Source organism: Sphingopyxis sp. BE259 (genome assembly GCF_031457495.1).
Lineage (GTDB): Bacteria > Pseudomonadota > Alphaproteobacteria > Sphingomonadales > Sphingomonadaceae > Sphingopyxis.
In genome coordinates this window covers 1,770,106-1,789,796 of record NZ_JAVDWM010000001.1, presented here as the reverse complement: position 1 = coordinate 1,789,796, position 19,691 = coordinate 1,770,106, and the positions used below count along the sequence as shown (strand labels likewise).

Genomic DNA, 19,691 nt, shown 5'->3' with positions numbered 1-19,691 from the left:
CGCCAAATTTCACGATGTCCCCATCTGGGAATGGCGGGAAACTGCGCTTTCCGCCAATTTTGACACAAGGATGACAGGGCAAGAATCATCCGGACGATGCCTGCTTTAGCCGAGCAGGTCTGCAGAGATTGGGTGTAAAAAGTAAGAGTTCTGCCGACGACCGGGTGGCAATTTCGCCCTCCGACACTTGGCAGATCTTCGAGTTCGGTCAGCTCCCGCTGGCTAGCCGTGTCCGCCGCCACGCCCCCTGGCGGCGGCCGGCGTCGAAGTTCCAGCCATCGTCACTTTTGCGCCGCGACCAACGAGTCCGCAACAAGAGCTCGGCCATGATGCACGCGTTCCTTCTTTCCTTCTCGATGGCGATCGCCGCTTTGCAGCCGCCACCGCCGACGGGAACACCCGCGTTCGGCTTTCCGGTCGCCTGCACCGTCGGGCAGTCCTGTCTGATCCAGAAGCTGTTCGACCATGATCCGGGACCTGGCCGCCGCGACTATCGCTGCGGGCTGCTGACCACCAACGGGCATGACGGCGTCGACGTCCGGCTGCGCACGATGGCCGACATGCGGACCGGCATTGCAGTCGTTGCCGCAGCAGCGGGCACGGTCCTGCGGACCCGCGACGGCGAACCCGACATCAGCGTCGATGCCCGCGCCGGGCTGGACGGCAAGGATGCGGGTAACGCCATCGTCATCGACCATGATGACGGCTGGCAGACGCAGTACAGCCACCTGCGCCAAGGCAGCATCGCCGTCCGCCCGGGCCAGCGCGTGGCAGGGGGCGAGCGCCTGGCCCTGATCGGCCTGTCGGGGAATAGCGAGTTTCCGCATCTGCATTTCACCGTCCGGTATCGCGGCGAAGCGATCGACCCTTTCCTTGGCGCCGCCGCCTCGCCCCCCTGCAATGTCGATACCCGCACAACGGGGCTGTGGACCCCGGCTGCGGCCCAGATGATCGGATACGAAACGGCGGCGGTTATTACGGGCGGCCTTGCTTCAAACGTGCCGCCCAAAGCGGTCACCGAACGCGATCCGCCGCCGACGCTGGACGGCCGCCAGGCAGCCATGATCCTGTGGATCGATGCCATCGGCGCCCGCGCCGGGGATCTCCAGTTCTTTTCGATCGCCGGGCCAAGGGGACAGATTGTTCACGACCAGCAGTCGGTTGTCGAAGGCGGCGGGCTCAGCTGGTTCGCCTATAGCGGCAAGCGCGCCCCGGCGACGGGGTGGCCCGGCGGGCGCTATACCGGGCGATATATGTTGAAACGCGGAGACGTGGTTATCGCGCAAATCGAAACATCCGGATTGATAAAATAGACTATCAATCTTATCATTTGACAATATTCACATTGGCAAATTTTGAGTCAATAAAACGCAAACCTTTTATCAATCCATTCGACAATCTTATTCACTTATCGTCATTTTATTGCCATAATTTATTCCATCATACTCATAATGTGACAGCTTTATCGAATAGGTTTACGGTAAATAGGTATATTAAGAAAAAATTAACTCATAAGATATTGCACTTATACAAAAGTATAGGTGCCCATACCGAAAATTGCCATTGCAGAATCACCCCCCGAGGTTTGTATTTGCCGGGTCAGTGACAAGGCACGGGCATCGGTCGCCAAAGAGAACCCAGCACGATCACAAGAGCTTGCATTGCAACTTCGCGCGACATCCGGCGCGAAAACGCAGTGCCGTTCGCCCGTTGCCGCAGCGGCCCCGTACAGGTCGCTGCCGTGTGAACCGGCGAACATCGAAGGTGCAGGGGGCATTAGGCGATGGAATTGAAGAGGAATGAACAGGTCGGCGAAATCGCGACCATCGCAAGGGCCATTCCGCCCGGCGCAACGACCATCCTGCCCGTCGATGGCGTTATCCAGTTGCCGCCCGGCACGCGGCTCGACGCGATCAAGCTGTCGGGCAACGACCTGGTCGTCACCCTGCCCGATGGCCAGGTGCTGGTCATCATCGACGGCGCGCTGCGCATCCCGCAAATCAAGGTCGGCCCTATCAACATTCCGGCGCCCACCGTCGCCGCGCTGATCGCCGGTCAGGAGCCCGAACCCGCCGCCGGCCGACCGCAAAGTTCGGGCGGCAATTTCGCCCAGACACCGGGTGACATCGGCGATCCCTTCGCACTGGGCAATCTGCTGCCGCCGACCGAGTTCGGCTTTCCGAAAATTCTCGATCTGGAAGTCATTCCCAACGCGCCGGACGACAAGCCCAGAATCCTGATCACCACCCCCGACCAGACCGTCGGGGTTACCGCGGCGACTGCGGTGGTGTCCGAAGCGGCGCTGGCCGCGCGCGGCGCCGAGCCTGCCGGGACCGATCCGGCCTCGCCGCGCGAATCGACCAGCGGCACGATCCAGATCGCCGCGCTGGACCAGCCGGTCGTCGTCGCAGTCAACGGGACGGTCGTCACCACCGTCGGCCAGGTCATCGCAACCCCGCTGGGCCAGGTCACGATCACCAGCATCACCCCGGGCCTGATCGGTTACAGCTACACGCTGACCGACAACAGCACCAACCCCACCGCCACCGACACCGTGACGATCACCGTCACCGACAAGGATGGCGACGTCGGCACCGCGACGCTGACGCTGACGATCGAGGACGACGCGCCGACCGCGCGCGCCGACATCGACGATACGGTGCCCGGCAGCCTGGCGCCGCAGAGCGGCAACGTCATCACCGGGGCGGGCACCGCGACTGGCGCGGCGGGCGCCGACACACCCGGCGCCGATGGCGCGCTGATCACCGGCGTGCGCGCCGCATCAGCGACCGTTTTCAGCCCGACCGCGACTCCCGTGCAGGGATTGTATGGCCGCCTGGTGATCGCCCCTGATGGCACCTATGCCTATATCCGTTCGGCCGGGACGCCCGGCGGGGTCAGCGACGTGTTCACTTACCAACTGACCGACGGCGATGGCGATGTTTCGACCGCGACGCTGACGATCCGGATCGGCGACCGCGCGCCCAGTGTGACCCTGCCCGGCGCAGGCGACGATGGCACCTTTGTCGATGAAGCGGGCCTTGCCGAACGCGATGGCGAAAGCCCGGGCTCGCGCGAGGGCGACGGCTCCGACTTCACCGCTGGGGTGATCCAGTTTGCGGCAGGTGACGGCCCCGCCGCGATAACGATCAATGGCGTTGCGGTGACCCAAGAGGGTCAGGAGATCGAGCTGGCGACCGGCACGTTCTACATCATCGCGATCAATCCCGATTCGGTTGAATATTTCTTTCAGCTGACCGACAACACGGTAGGCGACAATGCGTCGCAACTGATCACCGTCGGCATCACCGACCTTGATGGCGATACCGTATCGGCCAGTTTCGAGATCGATATCATCGACGATGTCCCCGAAGCGGTTGCCGATTTCGACAGCATTGCGGCGGGCAGTTTCACCCCCGCCACGGGCAATGTCATCACCGATGCCGAGAATGACGGCGGCCGGGACACCCCCGGCGCCGATGGCGCCAGCGTGTCGTCGGTTTCGGGCACCGGCGCCGCGGTCGCCGCGGGAACGCCCGTCGCAGGCCTCTACGGCGTCCTGACGCTGAACAGCAACGGCAGCTACAGCTATGTCCGCAATCCCGGCACGCCGGGCGGCGTGTTCGATACCTTCACCTATCGCCTGACCGACGGCGACGGCGACACCGCGACCGCGACGCTGCGGATCGCGATCGGTGACGGCGGCGTCACGATCCAGTTGCCGGACGGCGACGACGACGGCCAGCTGGTGTCGGAGGCGGGCCTGCCGACGGGATCGGCGCCCGACAGCGGCGGCGCCACGACCGAGGGATCCTTCACCTTCGCCGCCACCGATGGCGTGGGAACGGTCCGCATCAATGGCGAAACGGTGACGGCAGTTGGCCAGACAATTACGGGCGAATTTGGCACCCTGACCATCACCAGCATCACGGCGACGTCGATCGGCTACAGCTACACTCTCGCCGACGCGACCAGCGGCGACGATGTGATTGAAGCCTTCGGCGTCGTCGTGACCGATTCGGACGGCGATAGCGCCAGCGGCACATTGAGCATCGTGGTCGAGGACGATGTCCCGACCGCCATCGACGACCTCGACCTGCTGCAATCGGGCAGCACGGCGACCGCCGACGGCAACGTCCTGACCGGCGTCGGCGGCAGCGATGCGAACGCGACCGATGGTGAAGCCGATGTGCAGGGCGCCGACGGCGCCAGCGTCACAGCTATCGCGTTCGGCGGCGAGAGCGGTGACATCAACGGGCTGACGTTCGGCGCCTATGGCACGCTGCAAATCGCGGCGAACGGCAGCTATCTGTACACGCTGGATCCCGAAAACCCCGACGTGGCCGGGCTCGACGGCGACGACGAGCTGACCGAGACGTTCGATTATGTCATCACCGATGGCGACGGCGATGAGGCCACCGCGACGCTGACAGTGGTCATCCGCGGCCGCGACGACATTGTCACCATCAACGGGCTCAACCCCGATGGAGCGGAAGCAACGGTATCGGAAGCCAATCTGTCAGACGGATCGTCGCCCGACAGCGATGCGCTGACCCAGACCGGCAGCTTCACCTTCAGCGCCGCCGACGGTGCGACCGCGATCACGCTGGCGGGCGAAACGATCGTCGCCGGACTGGTGATCACCACCGACCTGGGCATCCTGACGATCACCGATTTCGAGCCGGTGTTCGACGCGGGCGGCGACATCATCGGCGGAACGATCAACTACAGCTACGAACTCACCGACAACAGCCTCCTGCACAGCGGCGCGACCGATACCGCGCTGACCGAGAGCTTTGCGATCGAGATCACCGACAGCGACGGCACCGTCGCGGCGGCAACGCTCGACGTGCTGATCCGCGACGACAACCCGGCGGCGGAAGCCGACGAAGGCGACGTCGGCGAAGGCCAGACGCTCGAAGTCGACGCCGCAAGCGGGCTGCTCGCCAATGACATCGCGGGCGCCGATGGCGCCGAAATATTGGGTGTGCGCGCGGTCGGTGCGAACCCGTCGGCGCCCGCGATTGGCGGCGTCGGCGCGGTCATCACCGGCCTCTATGGCCAGCTCACCGTCGCTGCCGACGGCAGCTATGTCTATGTTGCCAACCCGAACATCGTCCCACCCGATGGCGCCGAAGACATCTTTGTCTATACGATCGCCGATGGTGACGGCGACCGATCGACCACGACACTGACCATTCGCCTGAGCGACGCGGGACTGTCCGCCGACGCCGTGCAAGTGGCGGTCAACGAAGCCGCGCTCGCCACCGGCAGCAATCCCGACAGCGACGCCGAAACGGTGTCCGGCGACCTCAACGACAATGTTGCGGGCGGCACCGGTCCGTTCGAGTTCAGCCTGGCTGGCAATGGCGTCGGCACCCATGGCACGCTGACGCTTAATCCCGACGGCACCTATTCCTACACGTTGAACAGCACCGTCGATGGCGTCACCGCCAACAATGGCACCAACCTCGTCTCTGCGGTCGAAACCTTCACCTACAATGTCACCGACGCATTCGGGAATGTGACCCAGAATGTGATCGTCATCGACGTGATCGACGATGTGCCGGTCGCGCGGTCGGCCCCGTCGATCACCGTCGCCGAGGACGCTGCTGCGATTTCTGGCAATCTGCTGACCAACGACACGCAGGGCGCCGATGGAGCAACAGTAACTTCGGTGACGATCGGCAGCACCGTCGTGGCGGTTGCCGCAACTGGCACCACGACCTTCAGCAACGCCAACGGCACCTACACCTTCCAGGCGAATGGCGCCTGGACCTTTGATCCGGTGCCGCAGATCAGCGTGTTTCCGATCCACGCCGATTTCACCTATACGATCACCGACGGCGACGGCGACCAGTCGTCAGCGGTGCAGCAAATCCGGCTCGCCGACGGGACACTGCCGACCGCCAGCGGCCCGATTCAGCTGACCGTCGACGATCAGCATCTGGAAAGCGGTTCGACCCCGTCGCCGGTGCAGCCGGTTTCCAGCAGCGGCAATATCGTCTTTACCCCCGGTTCCGACGCCATCGCGTCGATCGGTTTTGGCGACATCTCGATGCTGGACGGCGGGCTCAGCTGGACGCTCGAATCCGACAATCAGATCATCGGCTGGGACGCCGACGAAAACCCGGTTGTCGTGATCGACCTCAGCGTGTCGGGCAATGTGGCGACGGTGACCGTCACGCTGCAATCCAATTATGCGCTGCACCCCGACACAACGCTGGACGATCTTGTCGAGCTTGGTTCGCTGGAGGTGATCGCGACGGACGCCGACGGTGACGTGGTGGCCGGCACCGTCAATATTTCGGTATCCGACGACGTCCCGTCGATCACCGCCCTGTCGCCGACTGGGGGTCTGCTGACGGTGGACGAGACCAATCTGGCGCTCAACGCGACCGCCAATTTCACAAGCCTGTTCAATATCGTGACCGGGGCCGATCAGGTTGGCAGCACGGTCAGCTATACGTTCGAAGTGACGACCGCCACCGGCCTGGTCGATGTCGCGACGGGCTCGAAGATCATCCTGCAGGCGATCGGCAATGTCGTCGAGGGACGGCTGCAGGATTCACCGTCGATCGTCGCCTTCCGGCTGACCGTCGCCGCCGATGGGCAGGCAACGCTCGACCAGTTGCGCGCCTTGCGCCATCCCGACGCGACCAACCCCGATGACCCGGTGACGCTGTCGCCGACCATCATCCGGCTGATTGCCACGGTCACCGACGGTGACGGCGATCAGGCATCGGCGCTGGTCGCGATCGGCAACACGCTGGTGTTCAAGGATGACGGCCCGTCGATCGACGCGATCAATGCCGACGGCAACACGATCACCCTGACCACGCAGGACGCCGACACGCGCGGCAGTGCGTTCGACGTCGCGACCGCCGATCTGTCTTCGGCCTTTTCGACGTCACTGGTCAATTTCGGTGCCGACGGCCCCGCAGGCGCGGGCACGGTGACCTGGACCTATTCCCTTGCGCTGGGCTCGGCGGCCGCGACCTCCGCCCTGACCAGCAACGGCGTGCCGGTCACGCTGGCCCTTGTCTCCGGCGAGATCGTCGGCAGCGCGGCCGGCACGCCCATTTTTTCCATCGCGGTGAACCCGGCGACCGGCGTCGTCACGCTGACCCAATTCGCCGAAATCGACCATCCGTTGCCGGGCTCGTCCAGCAACTACGCGGCGCAGTTGGTGTCGCTGGCTGCCAATCTGGTCGAACTGCGCGGCACCGCGACGATCGTCGATCGCGACGGCGACAGCATTTCGGACACCGTCGCGGTCGATCTGGGCGGCAACATCCGCTTTGCCGACGACGGCCCCTCGATCACCGCTGGCGGCACGGCGTCGCCGCTGACCGTCGATGAAAGCGATTTTGCGACCAACGCGACGGTCAATCTGTCGGGATTGTTCACGGCAACGACCGATTTCGGCGCCGATGGTCCCGGCACGGTGGCCTATGAACTGGGCATCACCGCCGGACCGATCGGGTTGATCGACTCGCTGACCGGCGAAGCGGTGATCCTGTCGATCGAGGGCGGCGTCATCTTCGGGCGCACTTCGGCGCACGAAGTCTTCCGCATCTCGGTGGCACCTGGCGGCCTCGTCACCTTCGACCAGTCGCGCGCCATCCTGCACACGCCCGACAGTGGACCCGATCAGACGAAATTCCTGTCGGGCAGCAATCTGATCACGCTGACCGCGATCGCCACCGACGGCGACGGCGACACCGCGCGCACGACCGCCGATATCACCGGGCAATTCGCGATCCGCGACGACGCACCGCTTGCCTTGCATGACGAAGACAATGTGTCGCGCGATGGCGAGATTTTCGCCGACGGCAATGTGCTGACCGGGATCGGCGGCACCGACATCAATGGCATGGACGGATCGGCCGACAATGGCGGGGCCGACGGCGGCCTGACCGTCATCGGGGTGGCGTTCGGGCCGACCTCGGGGACGATCGGCGCCGCGCTTGCCGGCGACTATGGCTCGATCGTCATCGGCGCCAACGGCAGCTATCGTTATGATCTCGACCCCAACGACCCCGCGGTCATCGCCCTCACTTCCAGCACCACACTGACCGAAACCTTTCAATATACGGTGCGCGACGCCGACGGGGACACGTCGATCGCGACGATCACCATCTCGATCACCGGCGCCAATGATTTCCCGATCGCCCGTGCCGATACCAATTGGGTGCTCGACGGCGTCAGCGGATCGGACCCCAGCGCCACCGGCAATGTGTTGCAGGACATCGCGCACCCCGGCGCGCCCTTCGGCACCTTTGCCGACGTCGCCGACAATGATCCCGATCTGGAGGTGATCACCGTCACCTCGGCGGGGACATATGTCGGCCTCTATGGTACGCTGGTGATCAACGCCAACGGCAGCTACACCTACACGCTCGACGAGGACAAACCCGTCGTCAACGCGCTCGACAGCGGCCAGACGCTAACCGAGAGCTTTGCCTATACGATCAGCGACGGCTCGCTGTCGGTCGGCTCGACCCTGACCATCACCGTGTTCGGGACCAACGATGCCCCGACGATCGGCACCGCAATCGCAAGGGTATCGGAAGAAGGTCTGCCGAACGGATTGCCCGACACGGCCCCGAACGCGACGCTCGACACCACCAACAGCACGACGTTCAGCGGCACGTTGGCCATCGGCGATGCCGATGCTGGCGAGACGTTGACCGCCACGCTCGGCAATCCCGGCGCCGTGCTGACCGCGGGTGGCGTTCCGGTCGCCTGGACCGGCGTCGGCACCGGCACCCTGATCGGCTCGGTTGGCGGATCGGAAGTCATCCGCGTCACCCTGGCATCGAACGGCGCCTACACTGTAACGCTGTCACGCGCCGTCGATCACCCCACCGTCGCGCTCGAAGATCTCAAGGACTTCTTCGTCCCTGTTTCGGTGTCCGACGGCACCACGACGACGACCAACGCGTCGGCGATCCGCGTTGTCATCGAAGATGACGCGCCGACCGCCACGGGCGAAACCGGATCGACATCGCAGCCGATGCAGGACGTGAACACGCTCTTCATCCTCGATTTCAGCGACAGCATCGACAATGGCGAACTCAATGTGATGCTGGATGCCGTGCAGAGTGCGCTGGCGCAATTGGACAGTGCCGCCTCGGGCGCGCTCACGATCAAGTTCGTGATCTTCTCGTCCGGCTCGTTCGCATCGGAGTCCTTTGCGACCGCTGCCGCCGCCAACGCGTATCTCGACTCGCTCAATCCGCTGGCCGGTGGCACCCGGCCGTCGCAGGACGACATCGGGTTCAACACCAACTACACCGGCGCGATCCAGACCGCGCTGGCCAATTTCACCACCATTCCCGGCGCGAGCAATCAGGTGTTTTTCCTGAGCGATGGCAACCCGAACCAGCAAACGCAGTTCGGCGGCATCCCGCCGATGGTCATCAATTCGCTGTTGCCCGCGACCGCGACGGCGTGGAACAATTTCGTCGACAGCAACAATGTCAACGTTACCGCGATCGGCATCGACAACAACCCGCTGCAACCGCTCAATATCCAGCGACTGCGCGACGTCGACCTGAACAATGCACCGAACAACGAACCGATCCTGGTCGATGATTTCGAGGATCTGGTGGCGACCCTGCTGTCGGTGATCGTCCCGTCGGCAGTGTCCGGCGACCTCGACGCCAACGACTTTTTCGGCGCCGATGGTGGCCGGTTGCTGTCGATCACCATCGGCACGACGACCTACACCTGGAACGGCGCATCGAGCATCGACGTGTCGACCGGCGGCAGTATTGCCGGGAGCACGCTGAACGCGATCACCACCCCGATGGGCGGGACGCTGACGCTGAATTTTGCCACCGGCCAGTATAATTACCAGCCGCCCAGCCCGATCACGGTCACGGCGACCGAGGTGTTCAATTATGTCATCACCGATCGCGATGGCGACACCGCAACCGCCAACCTGTCGGTGACCATCACCGCGCTGGCGCCGCCGATCGCGGTCGATCTGGACGGCGACGGAGTCGAATTCGTATCGAACGCCGCCGGGGTCAGCTTTGACTATAATGGCGACGGCATTGCCGAAACTACCGCCTGGGTCGGCGCCGACGACGGGCTGCTGGCGATCGACAAAAATGGCGATGGCAAGATCAACAACGGCGCCGAACTGGTGTTCGGCGGAATGGGCCTGTCCGACCTACAAGGTCTGGCCGCCGCCTATGACAGCAATGGCGACGGAAAGCTCGACGCCGCCGATGCCGATTTCGCGAAGTTCGGCATCTGGCAGGATGCCAACAGCGACGGTGTCACCGATGCGGGTGAATTCCGCTCACTGATCAGCGAGGGCATCATCAGCATCTCGCTGACCTCGGACGGACAGGCCTATACCGCCGCGCACGGACAGGTGCAGGTCAAGGGCGAGGCCCTGTACACCCGCGCCGACGGCAGCACCGGCAAGCTGGCCGACGCGGCCTTTGCGACCAATTTCGCCGATCAGCAGCGGGTCGCGGCGACCAACGGCAACGCGGGCGTTTCGACCGCCATGCTGGTCGCCGGGCTTGCGGCGGCGACCCCGCTGGCGGCGAAACCGCCAGCCTCGCCCGATGACGAGGCCGCGGTTTCGAACCAGCAGGTCGGGGTGTCGAGCGAAGCCGCGGAGCAATCATCGGCCCTGCCCGTGGCCAAGGCCGATGGCCTTGTCCGCGAATATTTCTCCGGACCGGCCACCGCCCGGATCGAACCCGAAGGCACCCAGCGCCAGATGGACGAGGATGATCGCCGCGAAGCGCAGAGCGACGACGGCGATACCGCCGCGCCGGAACCGACCTACGCACAGCTGCTCGCAGGGACCGATGTCGATCTGTCGCCCGAACCGGCAACCGCGGCCGCGTCGGGCGAGCAGATGCAGATGGCGCTGCCGCCGGAAGCGATACTCGACCTCGCTGGCGCGGAGCTCGACACGATTGTCGCGGCCGCGTTGGAGGGGCCGCAGGTTGAAATCGACGCACTGCTCGGTCCCGAGGCTCCTGCCGAACCTATGCTCGCCCGCATCATGCTGGGCGACGGCGGTACTACCGGGATGCTCGGCGAGAGCGCATCGGGCCATTCGTTCATCGCCGACCTCGCTCAGCAGCACGTCGTGGTGCAGCTGGAGCAAATGGCGTCGGCCGGTCACGCCTAAACCGAACCGGCGGGGATGTCGGACATTATGAAACACCGGCGCAGGTGAAGGATCACGCAGAAGGATCTTCGACTTCGACCGGATACATGCAGGGGACAAAAGATGCCGAAATTCCGTACCGCAGCCTTGTTGCTGACCGCCGCCGCGCTCGTCGCCACCCACGATGCCGGCTGGGCCCAGCGGATCGAACTGAAGACTGCGGTCGAAACCGCGGTCCAGACCAACCCCGAAATCAACCAGGCGGTCGAGAACAAGACCGCGATCGAATTCGAACGCGAGCAGGCGCAGCGGCTGTTCGCGCCCCGCGTATCAGTCGAAGGATCGATCGGTATTCGCCGCCTCGAAAACAGCACGCGCCGCGCGCTCGGCATCGCCGATAACGAGCTTTATCCGATGGAAGGCGGATTAAGCGTCGAGCAAACGCTGTTCGACGGCGGGGTCCGGCGCAACGAGGTCAAGCGTCAGGCCGCGCGCACCGATGGAGCCGCATTCCGCGTCGAGGAACGCTCGCAGTTCATCGCCCTGCAGGTCACGCGCAATTATCTGGATTATCTGTTGCAACAACGGATCGTCGCAGCGTCCGAAGACAATATAGATTTCCATAGCAAGCTGGTGACCGACCTGCGCGAAGGCGTGGCCAAGGGATCGCTGAGCATCGCCGATCAGCAGCAGGCCGAAGAACGCCAGCAGGCCGCCCGCGCGCGGGTGACCGAGGCCAACCTCGATCTGGTCAACACATCGGCGTCGTTCCGCACCCTGACCGGGCTCGACCTGGTCGATGGCGCCGCGCTGCCGCCGTCGCTTGCGGGCAATATTCCAGCGACGCTGGAAGACGCCCTCGCCCGCGCGCGCGACCGCAATCCGCGGGTCCGCGAAGCGCAAGCCGACCTCGACGCCGCGCACGCCCTCGTCCGCAAGTCGAAGGCCGAAATGTCGCCGACCCTGGCGCTCGAAGGCAACGCGCGGATCGGCGACGACATCGACGGTTTCCGCGGCGAGACCAACGACCTGCGCGCCGGGCTGGTGCTGCGCTGGGACATTTTCAACGGCGGCATCAAACGGTCGAAGGTGCAGGAAATGTACCGCCGCGAAAAGGAAGCGCGCTATCGGATGGACCAGATGGTCCGCGAAGCCGAAGAGGATGTCCGGATCGCGTGGAACACGTGGGACGCGCAGGGCAAGCTGGTTAAGGAGCTGGAAGAACAGAGCCGGGTTTCGGACGAATTGCTGCGCTCGTACCGCGCCCAGTTCAACGTGGGTCGCCGCTCGCTGCTCGACGTGCTCGATGCCCAGAACACCCGCTATAACGTCCAGGTCCGCACCGAGACCGCGAAATTCGCCCAATTCTATTCCGAATTCAAATTGCTCGCGGCCCTCAACGACCTGCTCGCCGCGATGGATGTCCAGCCGCCTGCCGCGGCCGCCGCCAAGGCGCGTGAACGCTTCAAGGTCGGGCCGACCCCCGAAATGAATCCGGAAGCGATGCGGGATCCCACATGAATTATCCAGCAGACGCCCGCGGCGCGCGGCGTTCGCGCCAACCTCCGCCCGCGGCAGATTTTGAAGCATGGCGCGCTACCCCGGCGCACGGCGACGAATTGCTCGATGCCGTCGCCGCAATTGCCGCGCTGTTCGAGCGTCCTTTCTCCGACCTGCGGGTCAAGAAGGGGCTGGCGCTCGACGATGACGGCCTGGTGCCGCTCGATCAGCTCGATCACGCGCTCGACGCCGTCGGTCTGCGCTGTCATCTCGTGCGGCGGCCGCTCGCGGCGTGGAACACGCAGGACGTCCCCGCCATTCTGTTGCTGGCCGACGACCGGCCGCTGGTGCTGACCGCGATGGACGACGACGGCTGCTGGGTCCGCCTGCCCGGCGCCAGCAGCGACATTCAGATCGACCGCCGCCTGCTTGAAGCCGCCTATTCGGGACAGGGCGTCATTGTGCGCCATGATCCCGCCAGCGAAACCGCGCGCGAACGCCCGTGGGACGAGGCGACAAAGCAGCACTGGTTCTGGAGCGAGGTGTGGAAGGAGCGCAGCCAATACGGCTATGTGATGTTCGCGTCGCTGCTGATCAATCTGCTCGCTTTTGCGATGCCGTTGTTCACGATGAATGTGTATGACCGCATCATTCCGAACAAGGCGGCGGCCAGCCTGTGGATGCTCGCGCTCGGCGCGCTGTTTGCCATCGCGGTCGAATATGGGCTGCGGCTGGCGCGTACCGGACTGATCGACGAGGTCGGCCGCGGCATCGACGCCCGCCTGTCACAGCGGCTGCTCGACAAGGTGCTCAACTTACCGATGGCGACCCAGCGCGGCAGCACCGGCGCGCTCGCGCGCCGGGTGACCGATTACGAACAGGTCCGCGATTTCTTTGCCTCGACCACGGTCGTGCTGATAACCGACATCCTGTTTCTGGTGGTGTTCGTCGCGCTGATCGCCGTGCTCGGCGGTTGGCTGGCGGTCATCCCGATGGTCGCGATGGTGGTCATGCTCGCGATGGGCTGGGTGCTGCAGCGGCGGATGAGCGCCGCGGTCGCCGACGCGCAGGTCGACGCCAGCATGTTGCAAACGACGCTGGTCGAAACGATCGGCAGTCTGGAAACCGTCAAGGCGTGCCGCGCCGAGGGACGGATGCTCGGCAAATGGCGGCGGCTGTCGGCGTCGAATGCCTACACGCAGGAAGAAATGCGGAAATTGACCGCGACCGCGGTCAATCTGGCGACGTTGTGCCAGCAGGCGACCGGCATCGCGCTGATCATCGGCGGCTTCTATCTGTTCAACGCCGGGACCATTTCGATGGGCGCAATCATCGCGATCGTCATGCTCGCCAGCCGCTCGCTCGCACCGGTCGGCCAGCTTGCCTTTCTGATGACGCGCGGACGGCAGGCGTTCGTCACGCTCAACAGCCTGCAACAGCTGATGGATCAGGATGACGAGCGCGACAAGGGCAGCCGCTCGATCACTCCCGAAGTCCGCGACGGTCGGTTGCAGCTGGACCATGTCGGCTTCCGCTATCCCGATACCGACCGGGAATCGCTGGCGGGGGTAAGCCTAATCATCGAACCCGGCGAACGCGTCGGGCTGATCGGCCGCGTCGCATCGGGCAAATCGACGCTGGGGCGTGTCCTGTGCGGTCTCTATGATCCGACCGATGGCAGCTATCGCATCGACGGTCTGGAAAGCCGCCAATATGACCCGCATGACCTGCGTTCGACGTTGCGCTTCGTCGGTCAGGATGCCGAACTGTTCAGCGGCACGGTGCGCGAGAATTTGATGGTCGGCGCCACCGACGCCGACGATGCCAGCATCATCGATGCGGTCCGCCGGTCGGGAGCCGACGAATTTCTGGGCCGTGACACGGCGGGTTTCGATTTTCATATCGGCGAGCGGGGATCGCGCCTGTCGGGCGGGCAGCGCAGCTTTCTGGTTCTTGCCCGCGCGCTGATGAGCCCGGCGCATCTGCTGTTCCTCGACGAACCGACCGGGGCGATGGACAGCCAGACCGAAAAGCATTTCGTCGATCGCCTGCAAGCCGCGATCCCCGCCAGCCAGACGATGGTTATTGCGACCCACCGGATGACAGTGCTGGGACTGGTCGACCGGCTGATCGTCATGGACAATGGCCGGATCGTCGCCGACGGACCACGCGACGAAATCCTGGCCCAGCGAGCCGCGTCATGACCGCCGCAACCGCTCGCCGATACGGCACCGTCGCCAGCGACGACAACCGCCGCACAATATTGTGGTTGGTCGCAATGGCGGTGGTGGTGACGCTACTGACGTCGCGGACGATGTGGGCGCATGTGTCCGATTTCGTCGATGGCGACAGCGCCGATACCGCCTACATCAGCCCCGACGCACCCGCCATCACCGACCCTGAAATGGTGCGGCTGATCAAGCTGACTGAAGATCCGGGCGCGATGCCAATCCAGCCGCCCGCAACGGCGATGACGCGCAACGAAGCGATCCCCTTTTCCACCGGACCGGTCGCGTCGGCGCGGCCATTCCATCCGGTGACGGTCGATCAAAGAGCAGCACTGACCGCGCTGCGATGCCTGACCCAGGCGGTGTATTTCGAAGCGGCGTATGAGCCCCTCGCCGGGCGGCGCGCGGTCGCGCAGGTGGTGATCAACCGCGCCCTGCACCCCGCCTTCCCGAAATCGATCTGCGGCGTTGTGTATCAGGGGGTCAACCGCCCGGTGTGCCAGTTCAGCTTCACCTGCGATGGATCGCTTAACCGACGGCCCAATCCGGCGAAGTGGCAGGAGGCAGAGGATATCGCACGCGCCGCGCTGGCGGGCTATGTCGAAACCTCGGTCGGCCACGCGACCCATTATCACGCCAATTATGTGTCGCCCTATTGGGCACCCAAGCTGGTCAAGATCGCCCAGCTCGGCGCCCACATCTTTTACCGCTGGCCAGGCAAATGGGGCACGCCGGGGGCGTTTTCGGGCCGTTACAGCGGCATGGAGGCCATCCCGACCATCCTGGCGCGCAGCGCGGTGGTGCGGGGGCGCGACGCCGGCGAGGGTCAAGGCTTGATCCAGGCATCGTCCGGCAATGCGCTGGACGCGATGCAGGAACGGCGCGCCGATAATGATGCCGGCGGCCGTCTCGATACATCGCTCGGCTGGGAACTGGCAATCCCCGAACCCGAAGAAACCAGCCGCGCCTCACGCATGATGGCGCGGCAACAGGGCGGCGAATTCGACGTCGCCACAAAGGAGAGCGGCTCATGATCAGATCGCGGCCCTATGTCGGCACGCGCCGGATCATCCTGGCGTCCGGCGTCGGCCTGTTCGTTTTCGTCAGCTGGGCGAGCTTTGCCCAGGTCGATGAAGTCACCCGCGGCCAGGGGCGCGTCATCCCGTCGAGCAAGGCGCAGATCGTCCAGTCCGCCGAACCGGCGACGATATTGGACATTGTCGTGCGGTCGGGCCAGCCGGTCCGCAAGGGTCAGTTGCTGGTGCGCCTCGACGACACCGAATCCTCGTCACAGCTCGGCCAGATCGAGGCCGAAAACCGCTCGCTTGCGGCGCGCGCCGCGCGGCTGGGCCGCGAAGGCAATGGCGCGGCGGGGGGCGATTGCACGCCCAATGCCAGCGGCGTCCGGCCTGCCGAGTGCAGTCAGGAGGCGGACCTGCAATCGGTCCGCGCCGCGACCCAGCGCAGCCGCCGGATGGCGCTCAACGCCGCGGTCGAACAACGCCGCCGCGACTATGGCGAGGCGCAGGCGACGATTGCTTCGTTGCGATCGAGCCTGTCGCTCGCGCAAAGCCAGGTCGACCTGCTGGCGCCGCTCGCCGCCAAGTCGATCGTGCCGCAAACCGAGTTGCTCAACGCCCAGCGCGAAGTGACCGAGGTGCGCGGCAAACTGGCGGCCGCCGAACAGGCCGCTTCACGCGCCGCCGCCGCGATCAGCGAGGCGCAGGCCCAGGCCGCCTCGGCCGGGCTGGAATTTCGCCAGGAGGCGCTCGACGAGCGCAATCAGATCGTGGCCAAGATGGCGGTCAATTCGGAATCGCTGCGCGGGGCCGCGGGGCGCCAGCAGCGCAGCGAAATCCGCTCGCCCGCCAATGGCATCGTCAACGATGTCCAGGTCACGACGGTGGGCGGGTTCGTCCAGGCGGGACAAAAGATCATGCAGGTCGTGCCGGTCGGCGACAAATTGCTGATCGAGGCGCGGGTCGCGCCGCGCGACATTGCGTTCATCAAGGTCAACGACCGCGCCAATGTCAAAGTCACCGCCTATGATTTCGCGGTCTATGGCGGTTTGTCGGGGCGCGTCGTCCAAATCTCGCCCGACAGCCTGTATGACGAGGCGACCAAGGAAGCCTATTTTACCGTCGTCGTCGAAACCGACGTCGCCTATCTGAAAAGCGGGCGACGCCAGTTGCCGATCACCCCCGGAATGATCTGCGATGTCGAGGTGCTGACGGGCAAGAAAAGCGTGCTCAGCTATTTATTCAAGCCGTTCCTGCGCGCGCGGTCGGAGGCGTTCACCGAACGCTGAAGACCTATCTTCTGCATCAGAAAAGGGCGCTGCGGTCACTGCCGCAGCGCCCTTTTCTGATGGCGCCGATCAACCGGATCGGTTCAGGCCGCGCGTCCGGTCAAAGGCGGCGGCCTAATCGGAGCGCGAACGGGTCTTACCTCGCGAAGGTTTAGCTGCACCGGCTCCCCCAGGCCGTTCTTGACCCCCCAGGTGGCCGCTTGGGTGCGGTTTTCGACGCCCAGCTTGCGCAGGATCGCCTTCACATGGACCTTGACGGTGGCTTCGCAGATACCGAATTGCCGCGCGATCACCTTGTTTGCCATCCCGGCCATGATGCTTTCGAGGATTTCGATCTCGCGGTCGGACAAGCCCACCGACGCTGCGCTGCTCTTCCAGTCGCCGCCCAGTGCGGCCGGAACCCAGCTGGTGAGATTGTTGACGAGCTGTGACGGAAAGACTTTCTCGCCCAGCGCCGTCAATTTGATCGACTCGACCAACGGCGCACAGAGGATTTCTTTGACTATGACGGCATCGACGCCGATCTGAAACGCCTCGACCACGTCTTCGAAGACGTAATGATCGAACAGCAGCGCCAGCTTGGCATGCACTTTTTTCGCGGCAAGCCGACGGCACGCGTCGAGCCCGAAGCCCGTATCCCCGCCATCGACGACGATGACATGGCCGTCGACGTCATCAGCTAACGTCCCCTGCGGGTCGAACAGCGCCGAAGCATCGGAAACCGATGCTTGAATTTGAAAGCTCTCGCCGGAAAGGATGTTGCGTAACCCCTCCCTGGCGATTTCATACTTCGCTAACAGCGAAATCTTGATCAACTGCGACATTTCCGCCTCCCCTGAATTCTCAGTCAAGGCGACCCAACTTGTCTGGACTTCGGTCTGAACCCCAAATACGCTTTGTTTTCCATCGCGGCGGACCCCTCCCCACGTTGAATAAATTAACCTTTTAGTTTCGTTATCCAATAACTACCTATAAGGTTATACAACTTAATGACAGATTCTACGAGGATTTTGATACATACCCACTAAGGGGTATAAGCGAATCCCGCCCGCCGCATTGTCGGTCGTCGGTCGCGCGCTGCAAAACCAATTTAATCGCATCTAATGCAGCATGTTATTTTTCGGCGCCGCAGCGGGCGCGTCCCTAGCCTTTCGGGTAGCCGCCCGCGCGCGCAACGGCCCGAATTGGGCCGTATTCACTAATGATATTGGTTAATGCCTGGCGGCGGACCGACAAAGCCCGCGTTGCGCGGGCGTTTGATCGCGCGAGTCGCGGCTGGCCCGATGCTGCCAATTTGGCGCTATTTACGATCGTTGGACAATGGTCCGAAAAATGCCGCAGAACCAATGTCGCGCGACCGCGACGCTGCGCCCTATCGGGTTCCGCGAGACGACAGTCGCCCGAACATCCGCGGCAGTTCGTTGACGATCGACATATGGGCAGACGCGAGCGTGGTCGCTGCTCGTCCCGCTGCCGCAGTCTTAAAGGACGGGCGCTGGATCGCCGCGGGCGCCGCGCTGGCGAATGCCACCGACGCTGCCTTACCACTTGTCGCTGCCGCCATGACCATCGGCGGCGGCGTATCGCGATAACCGTGGATCCAGCGCTGATTACCGCTGAACGACAGGATCGGCCGCACCGCATTGGCCTGGCGCCCGTCATAGATGCGGTCGGTCATATTATCGAGCACGACCCACCCGGCGCTTGACCGCACCAGCAGAAATGCGTGGTCGGCGTTGATTGCCAGGTCGCGCAGCAAAACCAGCTTAATGCGATCACCGTCGATGCCCGCCGCGCGCAACATATGCATTTTCAATATGGCGAAGTCTTCGCAATCGCCGCTGCCGCGTTCGACAGTTTCGTCGGCGGTCGCCCAAAAGTCGCGTTGCTGATAATTGCGGTCGTCATCGGCATAAGCAATCTGGCGGTTGACCCACAGGTTGACGCGCTCCAGCGTCGTCGCTTCGCCGAGGTCGCGCGTCACGGCGGCGCGATCGAGTTGGGCCTGTATCATCCGTGCCGCCGGGGCGCGGCGAACGCGCGCCCAGCGATCGTCGAAGCGCGTCGTTTCAACCGGGATCGCCATGGTCCCGAGTTCGCTATCATTGTCCAACGCGGGGGTGGCTATCGAAGCGATCTGCACTTTGCAATCGACCCGCGACTGCAACGCGGCTGATGCCAGACGCCTGGCCAGCGCGCGGGCGGGTTCGACAAAGCTGTCGGCACCCGCCGCGACGGCGCGAAGGGCGCCGGGCTGGCCGCGTGCGGGAACGATGTCGGCGACCGGTGCGGTCTGTTCCTGGCTCATCCGCATCCGATCGAGCGCGCTTGGCGCGTCTTGGGCCACCGGCTGAGAAGCGATGATAGCTGGCACCGACGACGCCACCGCCACCGTGGCGCGGCAGCTATTGCCGACCATGAAATCTTTGGCATTGGCGATCTTGGCGACCGGCGCCGCGATCGCTGCGGCGGCGGTTGTCGGCAGCAGGACGGCGACGGCAGCCATCGC

Annotated in this window: 8 protein-coding genes; 6 read left to right on the top strand and 2 right to left on the bottom strand. The window is 64.3% G+C overall.

Translation table 11 applies throughout. The annotated features are described in order from the left end of the window. Positions 1 to 326: 326 nt before the first annotated feature. From J2X44_RS08655 to J2X44_RS08630, 6 genes are all read left to right on the top strand, one after another. Positions 327 to 1,313, top strand: a complete 987-nt coding sequence (locus J2X44_RS08655; protein ID WP_310089106.1) for a M23 family metallopeptidase — start codon at positions 327 to 329, stop codon at positions 1,311 to 1,313. Positions 1,314 to 1,783: 470 nt separating this feature from the next. Then, positions 1,784 to 11,167, top strand: a complete 9,384-nt coding sequence (locus J2X44_RS08650; protein WP_310089105.1) for a DUF5801 repeats-in-toxin domain-containing protein — start codon at positions 1,784 to 1,786, stop codon at positions 11,165 to 11,167. 102 nt (positions 11,168 to 11,269) lie between these two features. Further along, a complete protein-coding gene (locus J2X44_RS08645; RefSeq protein ID WP_310089104.1) occupies positions 11,270 to 12,667 on the top strand; it encodes a TolC family outer membrane protein in 1,398 nt (465 codons plus the stop codon). Continuing rightward, positions 12,664 to 14,850, top strand: a complete 2,187-nt coding sequence (locus J2X44_RS08640) for a type I secretion system permease/ATPase (protein WP_310089103.1) — start codon at positions 12,664 to 12,666, stop codon at positions 14,848 to 14,850. The genes J2X44_RS08645 and J2X44_RS08640 overlap by 4 nt, the downstream gene beginning before the upstream one ends. Next, complete coding sequence (locus J2X44_RS08635) at positions 14,847 to 15,908, top strand: cell wall hydrolase (protein WP_310089102.1); 1,062 nt, start codon at positions 14,847 to 14,849, stop codon at positions 15,906 to 15,908. Before J2X44_RS08640 ends, J2X44_RS08635 begins: the two co-directional genes overlap by 4 nt. Continuing rightward, the gene (locus J2X44_RS08630) at positions 15,905 to 17,182 is read left to right on the top strand and encodes an HlyD family type I secretion periplasmic adaptor subunit (RefSeq protein ID WP_310089101.1); all 1,278 of its coding nucleotides are present in this window, start codon (positions 15,905 to 15,907) and stop codon (positions 17,180 to 17,182) included. Before J2X44_RS08635 ends, J2X44_RS08630 begins: the two co-directional genes overlap by 4 nt. A gap of 83 nt (positions 17,183 to 17,265) precedes the next feature. Here J2X44_RS08630 and J2X44_RS08625 read toward each other — a convergent pair whose 3' ends face one another. After that, complete coding sequence (locus J2X44_RS08625) at positions 17,266 to 18,006, bottom strand: response regulator transcription factor (protein WP_310089100.1); 741 nt, start codon at positions 18,004 to 18,006, stop codon at positions 17,266 to 17,268. 548 nt (positions 18,007 to 18,554) lie between these two features. After that, on the bottom strand, positions 18,555 to 19,688 hold the full coding sequence (locus tag J2X44_RS08620) for a transglutaminase-like cysteine peptidase (RefSeq protein WP_310089099.1): 1,134 nt from the start codon (positions 19,686 to 19,688) through the stop codon (positions 18,555 to 18,557). Positions 19,689 to 19,691: the final 3 nt, after the last annotated feature.